Consider the following 18174-nt stretch of genomic DNA (forward strand, 5'->3'; position numbering starts at 1 on the left):
CGGGCTCCAGGCAGGGATGGTGGCGGCAGTGTCACCGCTGCCACCGTCAGGGCGTGTCAACGCCCTGGGGCTGGACCAGCGCCAGGGTCTCGCGCTCGCGTTGCTCCTCGTGTACCAGTCGCTGCAACAGCAGGGCCAGGGTCACCACGTCCTGGTGGTTGTGCTCGGCCACCCGGCGCAGGTTCACCGCGTCGCCGCCGCTCAGGAAACGCAGCCACGCGCCGGGCGCTTCGGAGCCCGGCAGGTCGTCCTCGCGCACCACGCGCAGCAGCTGGCGCTCGATGGTGGACAGCTTGCAGTTGTCCCAGCTGCCGCGATAACGGCGGCGCGTGGGGTAGAGCAGGTCGAGGTGGTCCAGCGCGCTGATCGGGTCGGGCTGGCGGGCCAGCCGGTAGCGCGCTTTCAGCAGCGGTGCGTCATAGCTGCGGCCGTTGTAGCTGCAGAACACGGTGGACGGCTGCAGCCAGCGGGCGAAGGCGGCCAGCATCGCATCCTCGGCAGCCATCGTGGACATCAGCAGCTGGCGGATGCGCAGGCCTTCGCCACGCTGCGGGCACACGTGCCAGTCGGCGGCGCCGATCATGAAGGCGCGGGTGCCGGTGCCGCCGGCCAGCCCGGTGGTTTCGGTATCGAAGAACAGCAGGTCGCGCGCGGCCACGTGCTGGCCTTCACGGCGGGCGAAATCCAGCGACAGCGGCTGCGCCGGAATCGGTTGTGGCTGCAGCGATTCGATCAGGAACAGGCCCGGTGCGATTTCTTCGCCAGGCAGTTGCCGGTCCTGCGCGCTGGCGCGCGCGGGCGCGGCACCACCGCGTGTGCGCAGGCCAAGCAGGCGGTGCAGGCTGCCCACCTCCGGCCGCCGCAGCGGGGCCGGCACGGATGTGGGGGCGGCAGCGCCCGTCGGCTTGTGGCGGATTTCCTGTTCCACCCAGGCAAACACCGAGCGCTCGGCGGGCGGCTGCCGTGCATCGTTGGCAGCCATGGGGGCCGCTGCCGTGGGCGGTGGCTCGGGCGTGGCCGGCGTGCTCGCCTTCGGGTCACCGGCCTGCTTCCGAAGCAGGCGCAGCTTGTCCAGGCTCAGGCTCACGGTGCCAGCAGCTCCATCGGGTCACGCACGGTCACCACCACATCGGGTACATGCTGGCACGCTTCGGCGTCGAACAGGTCGAGCACGCGCAACGCCAGCGCACGCGGTGAGGTCTCATCCTCTTCCTGCGCAGCCAGTACCGGGCCGACGCAGGCGGGGCAGCCGGCCTTGCAGTCGCAGCGCTGCACCAGTTCACGCGCACGCTGCACGAGTTCGGCCTGGCGCTGCCACAGCGGTTCGCTGAGGCCGACGCCGCCGGGGAAGTTGTCGTACAGGTACACGGTGGGCACGAATTCCTGCAGCAGTTCCACCGCGCCGGGATCGCCCTCGCCGCCGCGCAGCTGGCCGCGACCGGTCTGGTCGGCGATCGCGAACCAGGAGCCATCGCCGTTGCCCACCGACTTCTGCAGGTCGCGTGCATCGGCCATCACCGCCACGGTGGCGACGATGTGCAACGCGTAGGCGGCGCCGAGGAAGCCATCGAGCGCATCCTGCTTGCTGGCGAACGCGCGCAGCAGCAGGGCCTGCGGCAGCTGCCACCAGACCGCCGTGGTGTGCAGTTCCTGGTCAGGCAGGTTCACCGGCCCGTAGCCGATGTTCTCGTGGGTGTAGTAGCGGATCTTCTTGTAGCCGGCCACGCGCCGCACCACGTGCACTTCGCCATGGTGCGAATCGCCACGGCCGGCCACGCTGCCGTCGAAACGGTCCAGCACCTTGAGCTTGGTGAAGTCGATGCTGTCGGTGTAGTAGTCCACGTGGGTGCGGGTGACGTAGGCCTTGCGCCCGTCCCAGTCCAGCGTCTCCACCTGGTACGGGGTGGACTGCACCATGTGGATGGCGCCTTCGTACAGGGTGAGCGCGGCGGCGGAGTAGTCGACCTCGGCGATGATCTGCTGGCGGCCATCGCTGCGGTCGACCACCACGAAGTTGCCGTCGGCCACCGCGCGCAGGCTGACCGCGTTGGCCGGGTAGCTGTCGGCGATCCATTCCCAGCGCTCGCCTTCGCGGTGGATCACCTCGGTCTCGGCCAGCGCTTCCAGGAACACTTCCGGGTCGATCGGGCCGAAGCCATCGCCGACCCGGAACGGCAGCTCGAACGCGGCGCAGCGGATGTGGTCGAACAGGATCAGCGGCTGGTCCGGCGCGATGCGTGCATGCTCGGGCGAGGCCTCGGCGAAGAAATCCGGATGCCGCACCACGTACTGGTCCAGCGGCTGCGAACTGGCCACCATCACCCCCAGCGCGGGCTGCTGGCGGCGGCCGGCGCGGCCGAAGCGCTGCCAGGTGGCGGCCACGCTGCCGGGATAGCCATTGAGGATGACCACGTCCAGGCTGCCGATATCCACGCCCAGTTCCAGCGCCGAGGTGCTGACGATGCCGTCGATGTTGCCGGCGCGCATCGCGCGCTCGGTCTCGCGGCGCTCGGTGGGCAGGTAGCCACCACGGTAGGCGCGGATGCGCGGTGGCTTGCGCGGATCGTGGTCGAAAATGTCCTTCAGGTACTTGGTCAGCACTTCCACCATCAACCGGGTCTGCGCGAACACCAGGGTCTTCAGCCCGGACTTGATCGCGATGCGGGCGATGCGGTTGCTCTGCGAACGCGCCGAGGCACGCAGGCCCAGGTCCGGATTGATCACCGGCGGGTTCCACAGCAGTACCTGCTTGGGGCCGCTGGGCGCGCCGGATTCGGTGATGGCGGTGACCGGCGCCTCGATCAGCGCCTCGGCATGTGCCTGCGGGTTGCCGATGGTGGCCGAGCACAGGATGAACTGCGGTTGCACGCCGTAGAACGCGCAGATGCGCTTGAGCCGGCGCAGCACGTTGGTGACATGGCTGCCGAACACGCCGCGATAGGTATGCACCTCGTCGATGACGATGTAGCGCAGGTTCTCGAAGAACTGTGCCCACTTGGTGTGATGCGGCAGGATCGCCTGGTGCAGCATGTCCGGGTTGGAGACCACGATGTCGCCGTGCAGGCGGATGGCCTGGCGCGCGTCGCCGGGGGTGTCGCCATCGAAGGTGAAGGCCTTCACCCCCAGATCGCCGGCGCGGTTGAGTTCCAGCAGCTCGGCCACCTGGTCCTGGGCCAGCGCCTTGGTCGGGAACAGGTACAGCGCCTTGGCCTTGTCCTGCATCGCCGCGCTGACTACCGGCAGGGTGTAGCACAGCGACTTGCCGCTGGCGGTGGGGGTGACGATGGCCACATGTTCGCCGCGCTGGCTGGCCTCCCACGCCTCGGCCTGGTGGCTGTAGAGCTGTTCGATGCCACGCGCCCTCAGCGCGGCGGCCAGCGCCGGCGGCACCGACGCGGGAATCGGCGCGTAGCGCCCTTCGCGGCCAGGAATGGCAAAGCTGCCGGTGATGCGGTCCTGGTAGCGGCGCTGCAGGCGCGCGCTGAGCAGGGCGCCATCGCGGGCGGGCAGGCCATCGCGGGTGGCGAGCTTCTGCTCGGCATCGGCGGTGCGCTTGGCGAGTTCGTAAGCCATGGAAGATGGAGCCGGGACGGATTGCGAGGGGTCACATGGCACCACATCCACGTCTCAGGATGTGAGACATCGCACACGGAGGGCGTGAACCGTTCAGTGCCCGTGCCCCGTGGCATCGCCGCATCTCCCTTGGCTGAACAGCTGCCAGTGCAGCAACGAAATCTGAAGCCGGCATCCGTATCCTTGGGCGCTGGACGCAACCAACAGGGTGGATGGCTGTGGCACGACGTGGAACGCAGGGAGCACTCCTGGCCAGCATGCTGCTGGCGGGCATCGCGCAGGCACAGCAGGCCACTTCGATAGCGGCGCCCGATCCTGCGCCGGCTCCCCCTGCAGATCCACCGGCTGCAACCACCGCGCCGGTCTCCAGCGCCTTGCCGCAGGACAACGTGACCACCCTCGGCGAAGTGCGTGCGCTCAAGCCCGATGACGAGCCGCTGGACCTTTACCGCTTCAAGAACCCGGTGAAGTTCGGCGACAACCGCTTCAGCCGCGACTGGAGCGAGCCACCGTCGCCGGAGCAGGTCAGCATGGGTGGCGGCTACATCATGATGGGTGTGGTCAAGGGCGTGCTGGCGGCGGGCCGGGGCCTGAACAAGCTCACCGGTGGCCCCGACCAGATCCAGTCCGCCATCGCCCGGCCACCGCCGGAGCTCAGTGCCGAACAGCAGCAGCGTGCGCTGCGTTTCTGCCAGCAGCAGGACGGCTGCGACCCGCCTCCGGTGAAGTAGGCCGGTATATCCTGCCGGTTCCTCAACCGGTAGCGCTGCCATGTTCCTGCGTTCGTTCTGCCTGCTGGCTGCAGTGCTGCCCGCGTCCGCCTTTGCTGCCGGCATCGCCGGTGAGGGCGCCTGCCGCAATGGCGCATTCCCCTCCGAACAGAGCCGGTTCGCGCTGGCACGCGTGGTCGATGCACCGCGCCTGTACCTGCTCGGCGACATGGACGGCTGCCCCGCCAAGGGCGAACCGGCGTGCCGCCAGCGCGGCTATGTGGTCAACGGCGATACCGTGGTGACCGGCCGCGATCTGGGGCGTTACCGCTGCGCGTTCTTCCCGAACAAGGTGGGCGGCAGTGCGGGCTGGGTGGACCGCAGCAAGCTGCAGCCGCTGCCGGTGGTTGTACCGGCGCTGCAGGACTGGGCGGGCCACTGGGAAGACGGCGACAACGGCCTGCGCATCACCGTGCAGGGCGGGCAGCTGCATGTGGAAGGCGACGCCTACTGGCCCTCCGCCAACCCCACGCCGGAGCAGCGCCCCTATGGGCCGAACATGGGCCAGGTGGAAGCGCGAGCGACGCCGCGTGGTGCCGACGTCGAGTTTGTCGAGGACACCTGCAAGGTGCGCGTGCATTCGCTGGGTGAGGTGCTGATCGTGGCCGACAACAGCGAATGCGGAGGCATGAACGTGCGCTTCAACGGTGTGTATCGGCGCGCGGGGAAACGCTGAAGGACGCATGAGGGATGGGGTCAGCGCCCTTTCGCGGGCGACGGGATCCGACCCGGGTCAGCGCCGCCGCTCCAGCCACCACAGCAGCGCGGCACACAGCACGAAGGCCAGCCACCAGGGCCAGCGCGAGCCCGCGACCGGCTGCATGACCGAGGTGTCGGCCGGCGTGCGCGACGCCAGCGCCTGCGTGGTCGCATCGGTCATCGCCTGCCGATGCAGCGCTGGTGCCTGCTTCGGGTCGAACACATAGCGCCAGACAGTGCTGTCGCCATGGCGCAGGCGCTGCCAGCCTGCTTCGCGCGGCCACCAGCCGGCGCAGCGCAGCGCCGACGTCGTGCCATCCACCCGCAGTGGAACACCGTCGCCGCGTTCGTTGAAGGCCTGCAGCGGCGCCTGGACCCCGCACAGCGCCTGTCGTTCGCCTGCCCAGGCAATCGCCTGCGGTGACCACAGTGCATCTGCGGTGCTCTGCGCGCGTGCCAAGGTGGCCACCACGCCGCTCCAGAGTTCGCCGTGGCGGTCATCGCGCCCGGCCAGCACCCAGCGCCAGCTGTCGGTCAGAGGCAGCAGGCCGATGCGGCCCTTGCCGACCGCGCGCCAGCCGCCGACGGTGTTGCCGCCACGGTCCAGCAGCAGAGCGTGGCTGCCCGGTGCCTGCAACGCCAGTGCTTCCAGCGCGGGCAGGGCGGCACTGCGCGAGCTGCGGTCGGCGTCCTCGCCGTCGCGGGTCGGCAGCGTACCGGCGGCGAGCGGGCCACGCCGTGCGGCCAGCATCGTGCTGTCGCCGTCGCCCGCAAGTTCAAGAGTGCGGCTGCTGCCGTCGCCCAGCAGCGGCAGGCCCAGGTCACGCAGGCGTTGGCGCGCCGCGGCCGGCGGTGCGCCGGCACTGCGGACCAGCACGCCCAGCCCATCGCGCAAGGCCTGGCGCACGCCGGCCATCTGGCCCGCGCTCAGGGCCGCCAGGCTGCGTTCGTCCAGCAGCAGCAGGTCGGCGCGCGCCAGTGAGGCCGCATCCAGCGGCACCGCGCCATCGCCCACGCTGAGACCGGCGCCGGTCTCGGCCTGCACCTGCACGCGGATACCGGCATCGGCGGCCCAACGGCGCAGGTACTTCAGTTCCGGCCCGGGCGCGCTGGCGCGTACCAGCAGGCGCAGCGGTGCGGCGGGCAACGTCTGCTGCGGCACCGGTACGGTGTCCACCACGTGCCCGCCGGCATCGAGCAGGCGCAGGCGGAACACACTGCGGCCTTCGGCGCGGGCGACACCACTGAGCCGCACGCCGCCATCGCCGGCCACGTCTGCGCGATCAACCACGCTGCCGGCCGGGTCCAGCAGTTCTGCCCGGGCGTTCGCCACGCCGCGCACCTGCGCCTGCACCTCGAAGCGCGCGCCCGGGGCGACATCGGCCGGGGGCTGCAGCGCGATCCAGCCGCGCGGTGCGGGCGCTGGCTGCCAGCGCACGTTGCCGGGCAGCCCCGCGTCGCGGTCACGCGCGGTGAGGCCGGCACCCACCAGGGTCAGGGTGGATGCAGGATGCTGGCGCAGCGCGGTGGCCAGATCGGGCACGCGCTGGCCGCCTGCCACGTGGGCCGCCTCCGGCAACAGCAGCAGCGGGCCGTCGCTGGCCGGCAGTGCACCGGCCCTGGCGGCCTCGGCGCTGAGCACCACCAGGCCAGCAGCGGGTCGCTGATGGGTCGGCGGCACCAGGCAGACGTACAGCAACGTTGCAGCCACGACCTGCACGCCAACAACGATCCACGGGCGACCACGATGCACCGTGCGTCCACGTAGCTGGCGCACGCTGGCGATGGCCACGACCAGGGCCAGTGCCAGCGCGATCCACAGGTTCAGGCCGGAGGCGTTCATGGTTGCGCCTCCAGCGCGTCCAGATACCGCTGCCCCATCGCATCGGTTGCATTGCGCCGCATCACCTGCGGCAACGGTCGCTGCAGTGCCCGCCACAACTGCGCGCGCAGGCGCTGGCGGCAATCGCCGCAACCAGGCTCGATGCGCAGCTGTTCGATGGCGGCGGCCAGGTCCAGTGCGTCGGGCAGGTAGGCGGCGTTGCGCTGCTGCCAGGCCGCGAGCGCATCGAGATCCGGTGCGCTGTTGTCATCACCGAGGCGCTGCCAGGCTTCAACGATGACCGGATCCGGCGGGGTGCGCGCGGCCAACGGCAGTTCACGGCTGGCCAGCCCGGCGCGATCACCGCCCAGCCGGCGGCTTTCATCGATGGGTGGCAGCTCCGGCCCGACCCGCGCCAGGTAGATGCGTTCGGCCTGCTGCACCTGCTTGATGAAGCCCAACGCCTTGTACGCGAACGGCAGTGCCTGCTGCGGGCGGCCCTGGCGCAGCTCGCCTTCGGCCGACCACATCTGGTCCAGCGCCGCCTTCAACGTAGCGCGCGTCTGCGGATCGAGCAGGGTGGCCGCCTCGGCGTGGTCGTGGGTGTGGCCGTATTCGGACAGCACATCGGTGGCGCTGCCGAATACCGGCGGCGCGTCAGCGTTGCCGCCATGATCGTGGCCATGGTCGTCGTGCGCACCGCCGCCTGCGTCATGGTCGTGATCGTCGTCATGACGGTCTGCGGTGGGCGTATCGCTGGTGGGCAGGTCGCTGGTCGGCGGTGGCTTCGGCGCACCTTCGCTTTCCTCGCCCAGGAACTGGCCGTAGCGCAGGCGCAGGATGCGCTGGTCGACACCGATCGCGTCGCTGCGCTTCACGAAGTCCTCGGCGCCCAGGCTGCGCTGCTGGCGGATCAACGCCTCGGCATCGATGATGATCTGGCGCTGGCTGCGGAAGTAGGCGGGCAGCGTCTTCTTGATGCGGCCTTCCAGCTCGGCGCCGAGTGCCACTTCGGCACTGGGCAGGCGCAGGATCACGCTGCTGCTGCGTCCCACCTGCGCTACGGGCGAGTGGTTGTCGCGCACCTCCAGCTGGGCGATCACATCGTTGCCGGGCTGCGCGCCCAGCGCGGCCAGATCGAGGGTATGCGCGAAGCGCCGTGCGGTTGGCTCGCCACTGCCGGTGAGGCTGACACGGCGCTTGAGGAAGGTGATGTTTTCGCCGCTGCCCTGGGTGGTGGTGATCGACAGGAGTGCCTGTACGGCCACGCCGTAATCGTCGTTGGCCTCGAAGCGCAGCGCCCATTGCCGTTGCCCGGGCGTGCCCAGCACCAGGCTGGCGGCCGGTTCCAGTACGCGCACGCTGGGCGCGCGATCGGCCACCACGTCCAGCCGATGCAGGCGGGTCTCGGCCAGCGCCGGCTCGCTGACCACGCGGTACAGCACCGGTGCACGTGCCACGTCCTGTGCCAGCCAGTGGCCGTCGCGCTCGCGCAGCGGCAGGCGGCGACCATCGTGGAACTGCAACCACGCCTTGCTCGGCGCACGGTCGAAGCGCAGCGACCAGGACAGGCGGCTGTCGGCGGCCACCTTGGCATCCAGCGCATTGCGGGTGAGCGTGGCCTGGCCGGTATAGGCCGGTGCGTCGATGCGCAGGCGGCTCGACTGCAGGCGCAACGGGCCGGCGGGCACGGAGGTGCCCGGCACCACCGATGCAGCGGCGCCGGGGCCGCTGCCCGAGCGTGGCCAGCCCAGAGCCAGCAACGCGATGGCCAGGCCTGCGGTCCAGCACACGGCCAGCGCTGTGCGCGGCCAGCGCGGGCGAAGCTCCGGCATTGCATGTTCCAGTGTCGCCAGCACATGCGTGCGCTGGCGACGCTGCAGCGGATTGAGCGTAGCGGTATCGGCGAACAGCAGATCGGCACTGTCCTCGCTGGCACCGCTGCCGTCGAGCTGGCGTTGCAGCCACTGCCGGTCCAGCCGGCGGGCGCGGGCAGTGGCCAGCGCCGCACAGGCGAGCAGGCTGACCGTGCCGACCACACAGGCGATGTCGAAGCCGGCCAGGCGCAGGGCCAGCACCGTGGCGGCCACTGCCCAGGGCAGGCCCAGCAGCAGAGTGATGAGCGCGCGTCGTCGTCGCGCGCGCTGCCAGGCGTGCTGCAGGGTACTCATGCAGGCACCCTGCGGCGGGCGCTGCTGGCCATCCAGCGTTCCAGCGCGAACAGCAGCACGATCAGCACCGCCAGCCAGGCGGTGGGTTCACGCAGCGGAGGTGTTGCCGCGGGCAATGCCGCGCGCTGCGGTGCGTGGTCTGCCGCATCGCCCAGACGCGGTGGCGGCGGCGGCTGCAGCACCAGTAGCAGCGAACGCGGCAGCGCGGGATCGCGCAGCGCGGCGTTGCTGGCGACGCTCCAGTCGCCGGGCAATGACAGCAGGCGGCCGTGGCCGATGCGTTGCTGCCACAGCAGCGGTGTGCCTTCAGGGCTGCGCAGCAGTACAGCGGCCTCTGGCAGTGGCTTGGCGGCCGTCAGCACCGTGCCGCCCGCGTGCAGCCACGCCTGCCAGGGGGGCGACAGCGCATCGTCGCGGCCCCAGGCGCCGATCTCGCCGCGTTCGGGCAGGGCGCCGGCCGCCAACGGTGCCGGCGGCACCTGCGCGCCCCAGGCCCGCTGCAGCGCGTCCAGCCAATACCGGACGGCGCTGGAAGCATCGGCAGGCACGCGCAATCGCGGCGGTGTTGGCGCAACCTGCGCGGCGGTGACCGCGAGCGGGTGGGTTTTCCATTGCACGTCGCGTGACAGCAGCAGGCGGGCACCCTCCAGGCCGGGCAGCGGATCGGGCACATGCACGGTCAACGCGGTACCGGCAGGCAGCCGTGCGTCCAGCTCGCGCAGCAGGCTGGGCAACGTTGCCTGGCCGGGTGCCGGCGCTTGTTCGATGGAAGGGAACCCGGGCGCCAGCCAGTGCCAGTTGCCAGCAGCGGCGTTGCCGCGCAGTGCGGCGCCGTCCAGGCCCGGCGCGACCACCGTCCATGCAGCGGGGACCGGCGCAGGACCGGTCAACGCAGGCCGCGCCAGCAACAGCGCCAGCGCGGCCAGCAGCAACATGCGCACCAGCAGCAACGGCCAATCATCGAAGCGGATGCGCTGGCGCGGCCGGATCTGTGCGCGCAGCCAGCGCAGTGCGGCGAAATCCAGCGGCGTATACGGATGGCGACGGGCGAGGTGGATCAGCAGCGGCAGCAGCCAGGCGGCAAGGGCAGCCAGCCCCAGCGGAAACAACAGGTTCATGCCGGGCCTCCGCGGCCGAACAACCCCTGTAGTGCCTGGTCCAGAGGCTGGTCGAGCCAGCCGGTGGCACTGGCGATGCCGCTGGCCTGCAGGCGCGCACGCAATGCACTGCGCGCGTCAGCGAAGCGCTGCAGGTAGTCGGCGCGGATCGCCGCGCCATCGCCCAGCAGTTCCTCGCCGGTTTCCGGGTCGCGGAAGCGATGGCCTGCATCGAACGGGAAGTCGCGCTCGTCGGCGGTGAGGATCTGCAGCAGTGCCACTTCGCGGCGCGCGCTGGCCAGTTGTTCCAGCAGCACGATGCCAGCGTCGTCGAAGCCATCACCGATTGCCAGCAGCAGGTCGCCCGGGCGCACGCGCTCCCACAGCGGGCGCAGGTGATCGGCCGCAGGCCAGGCGCCGCGCGCCTGCAGGGCGTGCAGTTGCAGATACACACGGTCGCGCTGGCGCGCACCGCTCGCGGCCGGCACCAGTTGCAGGCCATCGCCATTGATCGCCAGCAGGCCGAAGCGATCACCCTGTTGCAGGGCCAGTTCAACCAGGCACGCGGCCACGCCACGCATGTGCTCCAGGCGCGTGCGCTGCGGTGCCGCGCGATCAGCCTGGCCGGCCGAGGCGGTGGCATCGAGCAGCAGCCAGACCGTGATCGGGCTTTCGCGTTCGGACTCGCGCACGAAGAAGCGGTCCGAGCGTGCATACAGCTTCCAGTCGATCTGGCGCAGTTCGTCACCCGGTTCGTAGGCACGGTACTGGGCGAACTCCAGGCCGGCACCGCGGCTGCGGCTGGCGTGCTGGCCGATGCCGCTTGCACCGCTGGCCAGGCGCGGCCGCAGGCGCAGCAGGCGCAGGCGCGCACGCAGTTCCGGTGGCAGGGTCAACGGCGTACCTGCGTTCACGCGTGGCTCAACCCGGGAACGGCACGGCCTGCAGCAGCGCGGCGACCACGTCGTCGGCACGCTTCTGCTCGGCCTCGGCGGCGAACGACAGCAGCAGGCGATGGCGCATCACCGGTGCGGCCAGCGCCTGCACATCCTCGCGCGTGGCGGCGAAGCGGCCCTGCAGCAACGCGCGTGCCTTCGCCGCCAGCACCAGCGACTGCCCGGCACGCGGGCCGGCGCCCCACTTCACCCACTGGTTGATCGCCGCCGGTGCGCCGTGGCCCGGCCGACTGGCACGCACCAGGCGGGTGATCCAGGCCAGCACATCGGGGCTGACGTGCACCTGGCGCACCGCGCCCTGCAGTGCGATCACCGCTTCGGCGTCCATCACCTTCGGCACCGCATCGGTGGCACCGCCGGTGGTCTGCTCCAGGATCTGCCGCTCCTCGTCCTCGCTGGGGTAATCCACCAGCACGTGCAGCAGGAAGCGGTCCAGCTGTGCTTCCGGCAGCGGGTAGGTGCCGGCCTGCTCGATCGGGTTCTGCGTGGCCAGCACGAAGAACGGCGCGGGCAACGCGTAAGTGGTGCCGGCGTAGCTGACCGTGCGTTCCTGCATGGCTTCCAGCAGGGCGGCCTGGGTCTTGGGCGGGGTGCGGTTGAGTTCGTCGGCGAGCAGCAGGTGGGTGAAGACCGGGCCCTGCTGGAAGCGGAAATGACGATGGCCGGTGCCGTGGTCTTCCTCCAGCAGCTCGGTGCCGAGGATGTCGCTGGGCATCAGGTCCGGGGTGAACTGCACGCGCCGGAACTGCAGCTCCAGTGCCTGGCCGAGTGAGCGCACCAGCAGGGTCTTGCCGAGCCCGGGCGCACCTTCCAGCAGGCAGTGGCCGCCGGCCAGCAGGCCGATCAGCAGCTGCTCCACCACCGTGTGCTGGCCCACCACGGCGCGTGCGAGCGCGGTGCGCAGCTCATCCAGGCGCGGCAGCAGGGAATCGAGGTCGGGGCTGGTCATGGGCGTGCAGGTCCTATCAATTGTTCAACGCGTACATCACGATGTTGACGCCGAAGCGGGTGTTGTCTTCGGCCAGGAAACGCTTGTTGCGCCAGTCGTAGTCCCACTCGCAGCCGTAATCCTTGTTGCTGTACAGCAGGCCCAGGCGGCCGTCGACCTCGATGCCCTTCAGGTAGTCGTGCACCAGGTCGTCGCCCCAGCCGTTGAGCTCGAAGCTGGTGGCGGGCGGGCCGTCGGGGAAGCGGAAGAAACTGCGGTACAGCGCGTGGCTGTTGGGCAGCTTCTGCAAGGCCTTGGGCCCGAACAGGCGGCCCATCTGCGCCTCGAACGAGGTGGCGAACAGGCCGTCGATGTCATGGTTGCAGTCGTCGACGAAGACGAAGCCGCCATTGCGCACGTAACGCACGAAGTTCTGCCGCTCGGCGGCATTGAACTCCACCAGCGTGTGCCCGGCCAGGTAGCAGAACGGTGCTTCCAGCATGCGCGGATCGGCCAGCGCCACCACATGTTCCTGCGGATCCACCCGCAGCGAGGTGTAGTCGATCAGCGAGGTGATCAGGTTGGACGGCATGCGCGCGTCGACGTCCCAGTCACCGGAGTCGTACTGCAGGCGGGTGAACCAGAAGTCGTAGCGCGAACTGCGCGGGCCTGCCTGCGCCCAGGCCGGCAACGCCGCCGCCGAAGCGGCAGCGGCCAGCCAGCGCAGGCAGGCCCGGCGATCCATCAGACCGCGTCAGACAGCGAAGTGAAGGTGAAATCGCGCAGCTTCATCGGCGGGATCATCATCACGAAGCTGGACTCATCACCGGCCACGCGCACCGGCTTGCCCAGCTCTTCGATGTTGTTGAGCATGATCACCGGCGACTCGTTGAAGCGGAAGTTCTTCACCGGGTGCTTGATCTGGCCGTTCTCGATGTAGAAGGTGCCGTCGCGGGTCAGGCCGGTCAGCAGCACGGTCTGCGGGTCGACCATGCGGATGTACCAGGTGCGGGTGACCAGGATGCCCTTCTGGGTGCCGCGCACCAGCTCGGCGGTGCTCTTCTCGCCGCCGCTCATCAGCAGGTTGCCCGGCGTAGCCTTGGCGGTCTTGCCCTGCTTCTGCGCCCAGAAGCGCGAGTAGTCCAGGTTGGCGATCCTGCCGTTCTCGATGATGGCCATGCGTTCGCGCGGCAGGCCTTCGTTGTCCCACGGCAGCACCGGCGCCTCCGGATGCCACGGGTCGGCGAACATGGTCACGCGCGGGTCGTAGACCTGCTCGCCCAGCTTGTTGCCGCCGCCCTTCTTGGACAGGAAGCTGCGCCCCTCGTCGGCCGAGCGGGCGCTGAAGAAATTCATCATGAAGCTGATCAGGCCCGCGGCCGCGGCCGGCTCCAGGATGACCGTGTACTTGCCCGGCTCCAGCGCCTTGGCTTCGGCCGATTCAGTGGCCTTGCGCATGGCGATGCGGATGTCCTGCTCGGCCTTGAAGTCGGCGGCATCCTTCAGGTTGCGGCCGACCCAGCCCGAGCCGCGGCCGTCTTCGGTGCGCACGGTGCAGGTGTAATCGAAGTTGGTGGTGCGCTGGTAGGCGAAGTTGCCGTTGCTGTTGGCGGTGGCCTGGAAGCCCTGGCCGTCCTCGAGGAAGCCGGCGGCAATGAGCCCGTTGCCACGGCACGGCGCGATCGAATCGGCGGCGACCCTGGCGCGGAAGGCCGGGTCGATCGCGGCGGTGGATTCGCTGAAGGTGGGGCTGGCGCGGTAGCTCTGCTTGCCGATGGCCGGCATGAACTCCGGGTTCTCCGGGGCCAGGCGGGCCAGGTCTTCGGCACGGCGCACCACGCGTTCCAGCGCAGCATCGTCGAACTCGTTGATCGAGGCGGTGCCGACGCGCTTGCCGAAGGCCACGGTGACGGCCAGTTCGGTGTTGTCGACAATCCCGCTGGTGGAAACATTGTTCAACGCAAAACGGATGTTGCCGCTGATCGCGCCGGCCAGCACGGCGGTGCACTCGTCGGCCTTGGACAGGGCGATGACCTTGTCGAGGATGGCCTTGGCCTGGGCTTCGGTGAAGATACTCATGGTGTAAGGGCTCCTGACCGGTCAGCCGAGGCTGCGTGCGGTGTTGATGACGTTGATGCCGTTGAAGCGCGCGGTCGACGAACCGTGCGAGACCGCCGAGACCTGGCCCGGCTGGCCCTTGCCGTCGAAGAACGAACCGCCCAGGCGGTAGTCGCGCTCATCGGCCACGGCGGTGCAGGCATTCCAGAATTCCGGCGTGCGGATCTGGTAGGCCACGTCTTCCAGCATGCGGGTGATCTGGCCGTTCTTGATCTCGTAGAACAGCTGCCCGCCGAACTGCGCGTTGTAACGCTGCTGGTCGATCGAGAACGAGCCGTCACCGATGATGTAGATGCCGTTCTCCACGTCCTTGATCAGGTCCGGCACGCTCAGCGGCTTCTTGCCCGGCGCCATCGACACGTTGGCCATGCGCTGGAACTGCACGCTGGACCACGAATCGGCGTAGCAGCAGCCATCGGACTCGGTCTTGCCGAGGATGTGGGCCTGGTCGCGGATGGTCTGGTAATCCACCAGCTTGCCGTCGCTGATCAGGTCCCAGCGCTTGCACTTCACGCCTTCGTCGTCATACGCGACCGCGCCCAGACTGCCCGGCTGGGTCTTGTCGGCGAAGATGTTGACCAGCTCGCTGCCGTACTGGAAACGCTGCTCGCGCTTGTCCAGGGTGGCGAAGCTGGTGCCGGCGTAGTTGGCCTCGTAGCCGAGCACGCGGTCCAGCTCCAGCGGATGGCCGATCGACTCGTGGATGGTCAGCCAGGTATGCGACGGGTCGAGCACCAGGTCGTACTTGCCGGGCTTGACCGACGGCGCCTTCAGCTTTTCCTGCGCCTGCTTGGCCGCCGCGATGGCGTCTTCCTTCATGTCGTAGGACGAACCGTAGTTCACCACGCCGTTGGGCGTGAGCACCTTGCCGCTGGCAGCGCCGTCCAGGTATTCGTAGCCCAGGCCCATCGGCGCGGACAGTCCTTCGCGGGTGCGGAACTTGCCGCTGGCCTTGTCGATGGCGGTGACCGTCATCGGTGCCCAGATGCGGTGCACGTCCTGGTCGATGTAGGAGCCGTCGGTGGAGGCGAAGTACTTCTGTTCGTTGACCAGGAACAGCATCGAGTTGACGAAGCTGGCACCGGCGCCCATTGCCGCGGCATTGACGTCCAGCAGCAGGCCGACCTTGTCCTTGATCGGCACCTCCATCGCATTCTTGCGGATCGGCGTGCGCCAGCTCACCTCGCCCACGCCCGGCGCCTTGGCCAGCTGCACCGGCGCGGTCTGCACGCCGGCATTGGCCTTGGCGATCGCTGCGGCCTGCTGCGCGGCGCGGGCCACGTCGGCGGTGCTCAGCGCGTTGGTGGCAGCAAAGCCCCACGCGCCATTGACGATCACGCGGATGCCCACACCGGTCGACTCGGTGTTCACCACGTTCTGCACCTTGTCTTCGCGGGTGATCACGAACTGGCGCAGGTAGCGGCCGATGCGCACATCGCAGTAGGTGGCGCCGGCGCTGCGTGCGGCCTGCAGCGCGGCGTCGGCCAGGCGCTTCTTCAGCGCCGGGTCGAGGCTGGACTGCAGCTGCTCGGCGGCGATCGCCTTGCCGAAGAAGGAGGGCACGATCAGCCCGCCCGCGGTAAGCCCGGTCAGGGCCAGGAAGTCACGTCTTTGCAAGGCTGCTCTCCATGTCGAAGGATGGGTGGCTCATGCGCCGAGGCTGCGCGCGGTGTTGATGATGTTGATGCCGTTGAAGCGGGTGGTGGACGAACCGTGCGATACCGCCGAGACCTGGCCCGGCTGGCCCTTGCCATCGAAGAACGAACCGCCGAGGCGGAAATCGCGCTCGTCGCAGATGGCGGTACAGGCGTTCCAGAACTCCGGCGTGCGGATCTGGTAGGCCGCATCCTCGACCATGCCGGTAATCTTGCCGTCCTTGATCTGGTAGTACAGCTGGCCACCGAACTGCGCGTTGTAGCGCTGCTGGTCGATCGAGTACGAACCGCGGCCGTGGATCCAGATGCCGTTTTCCACGTCCTTGATCATGTCCTCCACGCTGAGCGGCTGCTTGCCCGGTGCCAGCGAGACGTTGGCCATGCGCTGGAACTGCACGCTGGACCAGGAGTCGGCGTAGCTGCAGCCATGCGATGCATCGCGGCCGAGGATATGGGCCTCGTCGCGGGTGGCCTGGTAGTCGACCAGGATGCCGTCGCGCACCAGGTCCCAGCGCTGCGTCTTCACCCCTTCATCGTCGTAGCCGACGGCGCCGAGGCTGCCCGGCTGGGTCTTGTCGGCGAAGAAGGTGACGATGTCGCTGCCCCAGCGGAAGCCGGCATCGCGCTTGTCCAGGGTGGCGAAGCTGGTGCCGGCGTAGTTGGCTTCGTAGCCGAGTACGCGGTCCAGCTCCAGCGGGTGGCCGACGTTCTCGTGGATGGTCAGGAACAGGTTGGAAGGATCCAGCACCAGGTCGTACCTGCCGGGCTTCACCGACGGCGCCTTCAGTTTCTCGCGGGCGTGGCGGGCCGCGGCGATGGCGTCCTCGACCGGATCATAGGAATCGCGGTAGGCGGTGATGCCACCGGGCAGGTGCACCTTGCCGCGCGCATCGCCATCGAGGAACTCATAGCCCATGCCCATCGGCGAGGACAGGCCGGCGCGGGTGCGGAACCTGCCGCTGGCCTTGTCGATGGCGGTGGCGGTGAACGGCAGCCAGATGCGGTGGATGTCCTGGTCGATGAACGAGCCATCGCTGGAGGCGAAGTACTTCTGCTCGTTGACCAGGAACAGGGTGGAATTGATGTAATCGGCGCCCGCATTCAGCGCGGCGGCATTGAGCGCCAGCAGCAGCTCGACCTTGTCCTGGATCGGCACCGCCATCGCATTCCTGCGGACGGGCGTCTGCCAGCGCACCTCACCCACCGGCGGCGTCGGTGCCAGCTGCACCGGCCGGGTCTGGATGCCAGCGTTGGCGCGGGCGATGGCCGCCGCCTGCTCGACCGCAGCGCGCACGGCGGCTTCGGTCTGCTGATGGGTTGCAGCGAAGCCCCAGGCACCGTTGACGATCACCCGCACGCCCACCCCGGACGATTCGCGGTTGGTCACATTGCCGACCTGATGCTCGCGGGTGATGACCGACTGGTTGAGGTAGCGGCCGATGCGCACATCGCAGTAGCTGGCCTTGGCGCTGCGCGCGGCGGCGAGCGCCACGTCCGCCAGGCGCCTGCGCTGGGCGGTATCGACCGGGGCGAGCAGCTGCTCGGCAGCGATGGCACGGGAATGCGGCAGCAGCAGGCCCGCCAGGCCCAGACCGGAAAAAGCCAGGAACTCACGTCGTTGCACAGCGTTTCTCTCTCTCGCTTGCGTGCGGTTGGCAACGGGCCGGACCGATCACGTCAACTTCTCGACTTTCGCCAGCGCGGGGCATCCGGGCAAGTGACTGCAGTCATGGTTGGGGGTGTTTCGGCAGGGCTGCGCCCTGCACCTGCTCAATGCAACGGCCAAAGCCAGAGCCAGAGCGGCATTCCGTGGGATGGCGGGGCGATGTCGGATTGCGGGGACGCCGCAAGTACGTCCGTGTAGGCTTGGCAGCCGCATCCATGCGGCTGACACCCCGCAATCCGACACCGCCCCACCTTCGACAGATCTCCACGGCTGTTTTGGTAGGTGTCGACCTTGGTCGACACATCTGTCAGACATCGAAATGAATCTGGGGTCGGATCCGTTTTCCTGCGGAAAACGGATCCGACCCCACGGTCGTTCCAACAGACCACAGGAAACTGTCGAAGGCGGGGTGGGTCCGGTTGCGGGGGCGTGAGCCGCATGGATGCGGCGACCGAGCCTACATGGACGTATTTACGGCGCCCCCCGCAACCCGACCCACCCCGCCAAACCCACGGAACCCAGCCTCTGCTTCGGCTGTTGCTGTTGCTCTTGGCCTGAAGCAGGTGCCGGGTGCAACCCGGCCGATACTCTCCCAGTGCTAGGCTGTGGCCACCGCCACCCACGGGGGCGGGATGGGGGCGATCGTGTTGTTGCCGCTGTGCTTGGACGACGCCGCGCTGGACCGGTGCCTGGCGGCGCTGGATGCCGGCACAGCGCCG

13 protein-coding genes are annotated in these 18174 nt (G+C 69.2%); 2 read left to right on the forward strand and 11 right to left on the reverse strand.

The genetic code is table 11. The features are described 5' to 3' along the window. Positions 1-46: 46 nt before the first annotated feature. Positions 47-1087, reverse strand: coding sequence for a ribonuclease H-like domain-containing protein (locus tag ARC23_RS17605; protein ID WP_057498396.1), 1041 nt, complete (start codon positions 1085-1087; stop codon positions 47-49). Further along, on the reverse strand, positions 1084-3573 hold the full coding sequence (locus ARC23_RS17610) for a DEAD/DEAH box helicase (protein ID WP_057498397.1): 2490 nt from the start codon (positions 3571-3573) through the stop codon (positions 1084-1086). The genes ARC23_RS17605 and ARC23_RS17610 overlap by 4 nt, the downstream gene beginning before the upstream one ends. 212 nt (positions 3574-3785) lie before the next feature. Here ARC23_RS17610 and ARC23_RS17615 point away from each other — a divergent pair, with 212 nt between their 5' ends. Together ARC23_RS17615 and ARC23_RS17620 are read left to right on the forward strand one after the other, a co-directional pair. Next, positions 3786-4304, forward strand: a complete 519-nt coding sequence (locus ARC23_RS17615) for a hypothetical protein (RefSeq protein ID WP_057498398.1) — start codon at positions 3786-3788, stop codon at positions 4302-4304. 40 nt (positions 4305-4344) lie between these two features. Beyond that, positions 4345-5019, forward strand: a complete 675-nt coding sequence (locus tag ARC23_RS17620; RefSeq protein WP_057498399.1) for a hypothetical protein — start codon at positions 4345-4347, stop codon at positions 5017-5019. Between the two features lie 57 nt (positions 5020-5076). Here ARC23_RS17620 and ARC23_RS17625 read toward each other — a convergent pair whose 3' ends face one another. From ARC23_RS17625 to ARC23_RS17665, 9 genes are read right to left on the reverse strand one after another with little or no spacing between them, the layout of a single operon-like run. Then, entirely contained in the window at positions 5077-6885 is a 1809-nt protein-coding gene (locus ARC23_RS17625; protein WP_057498400.1) for a hypothetical protein, read from the reverse strand. Beyond that, a complete protein-coding gene (locus tag ARC23_RS17630) occupies positions 6882-9035 on the reverse strand; it encodes a hypothetical protein (RefSeq protein ID WP_057498401.1) in 2154 nt (717 codons plus the stop codon). Before ARC23_RS17630 ends, ARC23_RS17625 begins: the two co-directional genes overlap by 4 nt. Continuing rightward, entirely contained in the window at positions 9032-10153 is a 1122-nt protein-coding gene (locus tag ARC23_RS17635) for a BatA domain-containing protein (RefSeq protein ID WP_057498402.1), read from the reverse strand. Before ARC23_RS17635 ends, ARC23_RS17630 begins: the two co-directional genes overlap by 4 nt. Then, positions 10150-11046, reverse strand: a complete 897-nt coding sequence (locus tag ARC23_RS17640) for a DUF58 domain-containing protein (protein WP_057498403.1) — start codon at positions 11044-11046, stop codon at positions 10150-10152. The genes ARC23_RS17635 and ARC23_RS17640 overlap by 4 nt, the downstream gene beginning before the upstream one ends. Positions 11047-11053: 7 nt before the next feature. After that, a complete protein-coding gene (locus ARC23_RS17645; RefSeq protein ID WP_057498404.1) occupies positions 11054-12037 on the reverse strand; it encodes an AAA family ATPase in 984 nt (327 codons plus the stop codon). A gap of 16 nt (positions 12038-12053) precedes the next feature. Next, the gene (locus ARC23_RS17650; RefSeq protein WP_005421001.1) at positions 12054-12761 is read right to left on the reverse strand and encodes a DUF4159 domain-containing protein; all 708 of its coding nucleotides are present in this window, start codon (positions 12759-12761) and stop codon (positions 12054-12056) included. Next, positions 12761-14095: a TldD/PmbA family protein gene (locus tag ARC23_RS17655; RefSeq protein ID WP_057498405.1), complete on the reverse strand. Its 1335-nt coding sequence runs from the start codon at positions 14093-14095 to the stop codon at positions 12761-12763. The genes ARC23_RS17650 and ARC23_RS17655 overlap by 1 nt, the downstream gene beginning before the upstream one ends. A 21-nt stretch (positions 14096-14116) precedes the next feature. After that, positions 14117-15751, reverse strand: a complete 1635-nt coding sequence (locus ARC23_RS17660; RefSeq protein WP_057498406.1) for a TldD/PmbA family protein — start codon at positions 15749-15751, stop codon at positions 14117-14119. A 30-nt stretch (positions 15752-15781) separates the two neighbouring features. After that, positions 15782-17413, reverse strand: coding sequence for a TldD/PmbA family protein (locus tag ARC23_RS17665; RefSeq protein ID WP_057498407.1), 1632 nt, complete (start codon positions 17411-17413; stop codon positions 15782-15784). Positions 17414-18174 lie beyond the last annotated feature (761 nt).

Source organism: Stenotrophomonas beteli, from assembly GCF_001431665.1.
GTDB lineage: Bacteria > Pseudomonadota > Gammaproteobacteria > Xanthomonadales > Xanthomonadaceae > Stenotrophomonas > Stenotrophomonas beteli.

Coding starts and splice junctions, on each gene's coding strand:
- ARC23_RS17610 (WP_057498397.1), bottom strand. CDS start 3,573: ATGGCTTACGAACTCGCCAAGCGCACCGCCGATGCCGAGCAGAAGCTC.
- ARC23_RS17615 (WP_057498398.1), top strand. CDS start 3,786: ATGGCTGTGGCACGACGTGGAACGCAGGGAGCACTCCTGGCCAGCATG.
- ARC23_RS17620 (WP_057498399.1), top strand. CDS start 4,345: ATGTTCCTGCGTTCGTTCTGCCTGCTGGCTGCAGTGCTGCCCGCGTCC.
- ARC23_RS17625 (WP_057498400.1), bottom strand. CDS start 6,885: ATGAACGCCTCCGGCCTGAACCTGTGGATCGCGCTGGCACTGGCCCTG.
- ARC23_RS17630 (WP_057498401.1), bottom strand. CDS start 9,035: ATGAGTACCCTGCAGCACGCCTGGCAGCGCGCGCGACGACGACGCGCG.
- ARC23_RS17635 (WP_057498402.1), bottom strand. CDS start 10,153: ATGAACCTGTTGTTTCCGCTGGGGCTGGCTGCCCTTGCCGCCTGGCTG.
- ARC23_RS17645 (WP_057498404.1), bottom strand. CDS start 12,037: ATGACCAGCCCCGACCTCGATTCCCTGCTGCCGCGCCTGGATGAGCTG.
- ARC23_RS17650 (WP_005421001.1), bottom strand. CDS start 12,761: ATGGATCGCCGGGCCTGCCTGCGCTGGCTGGCCGCTGCCGCTTCGGCG.
- ARC23_RS17655 (WP_057498405.1), bottom strand. CDS start 14,095: ATGAGTATCTTCACCGAAGCCCAGGCCAAGGCCATCCTCGACAAGGTC.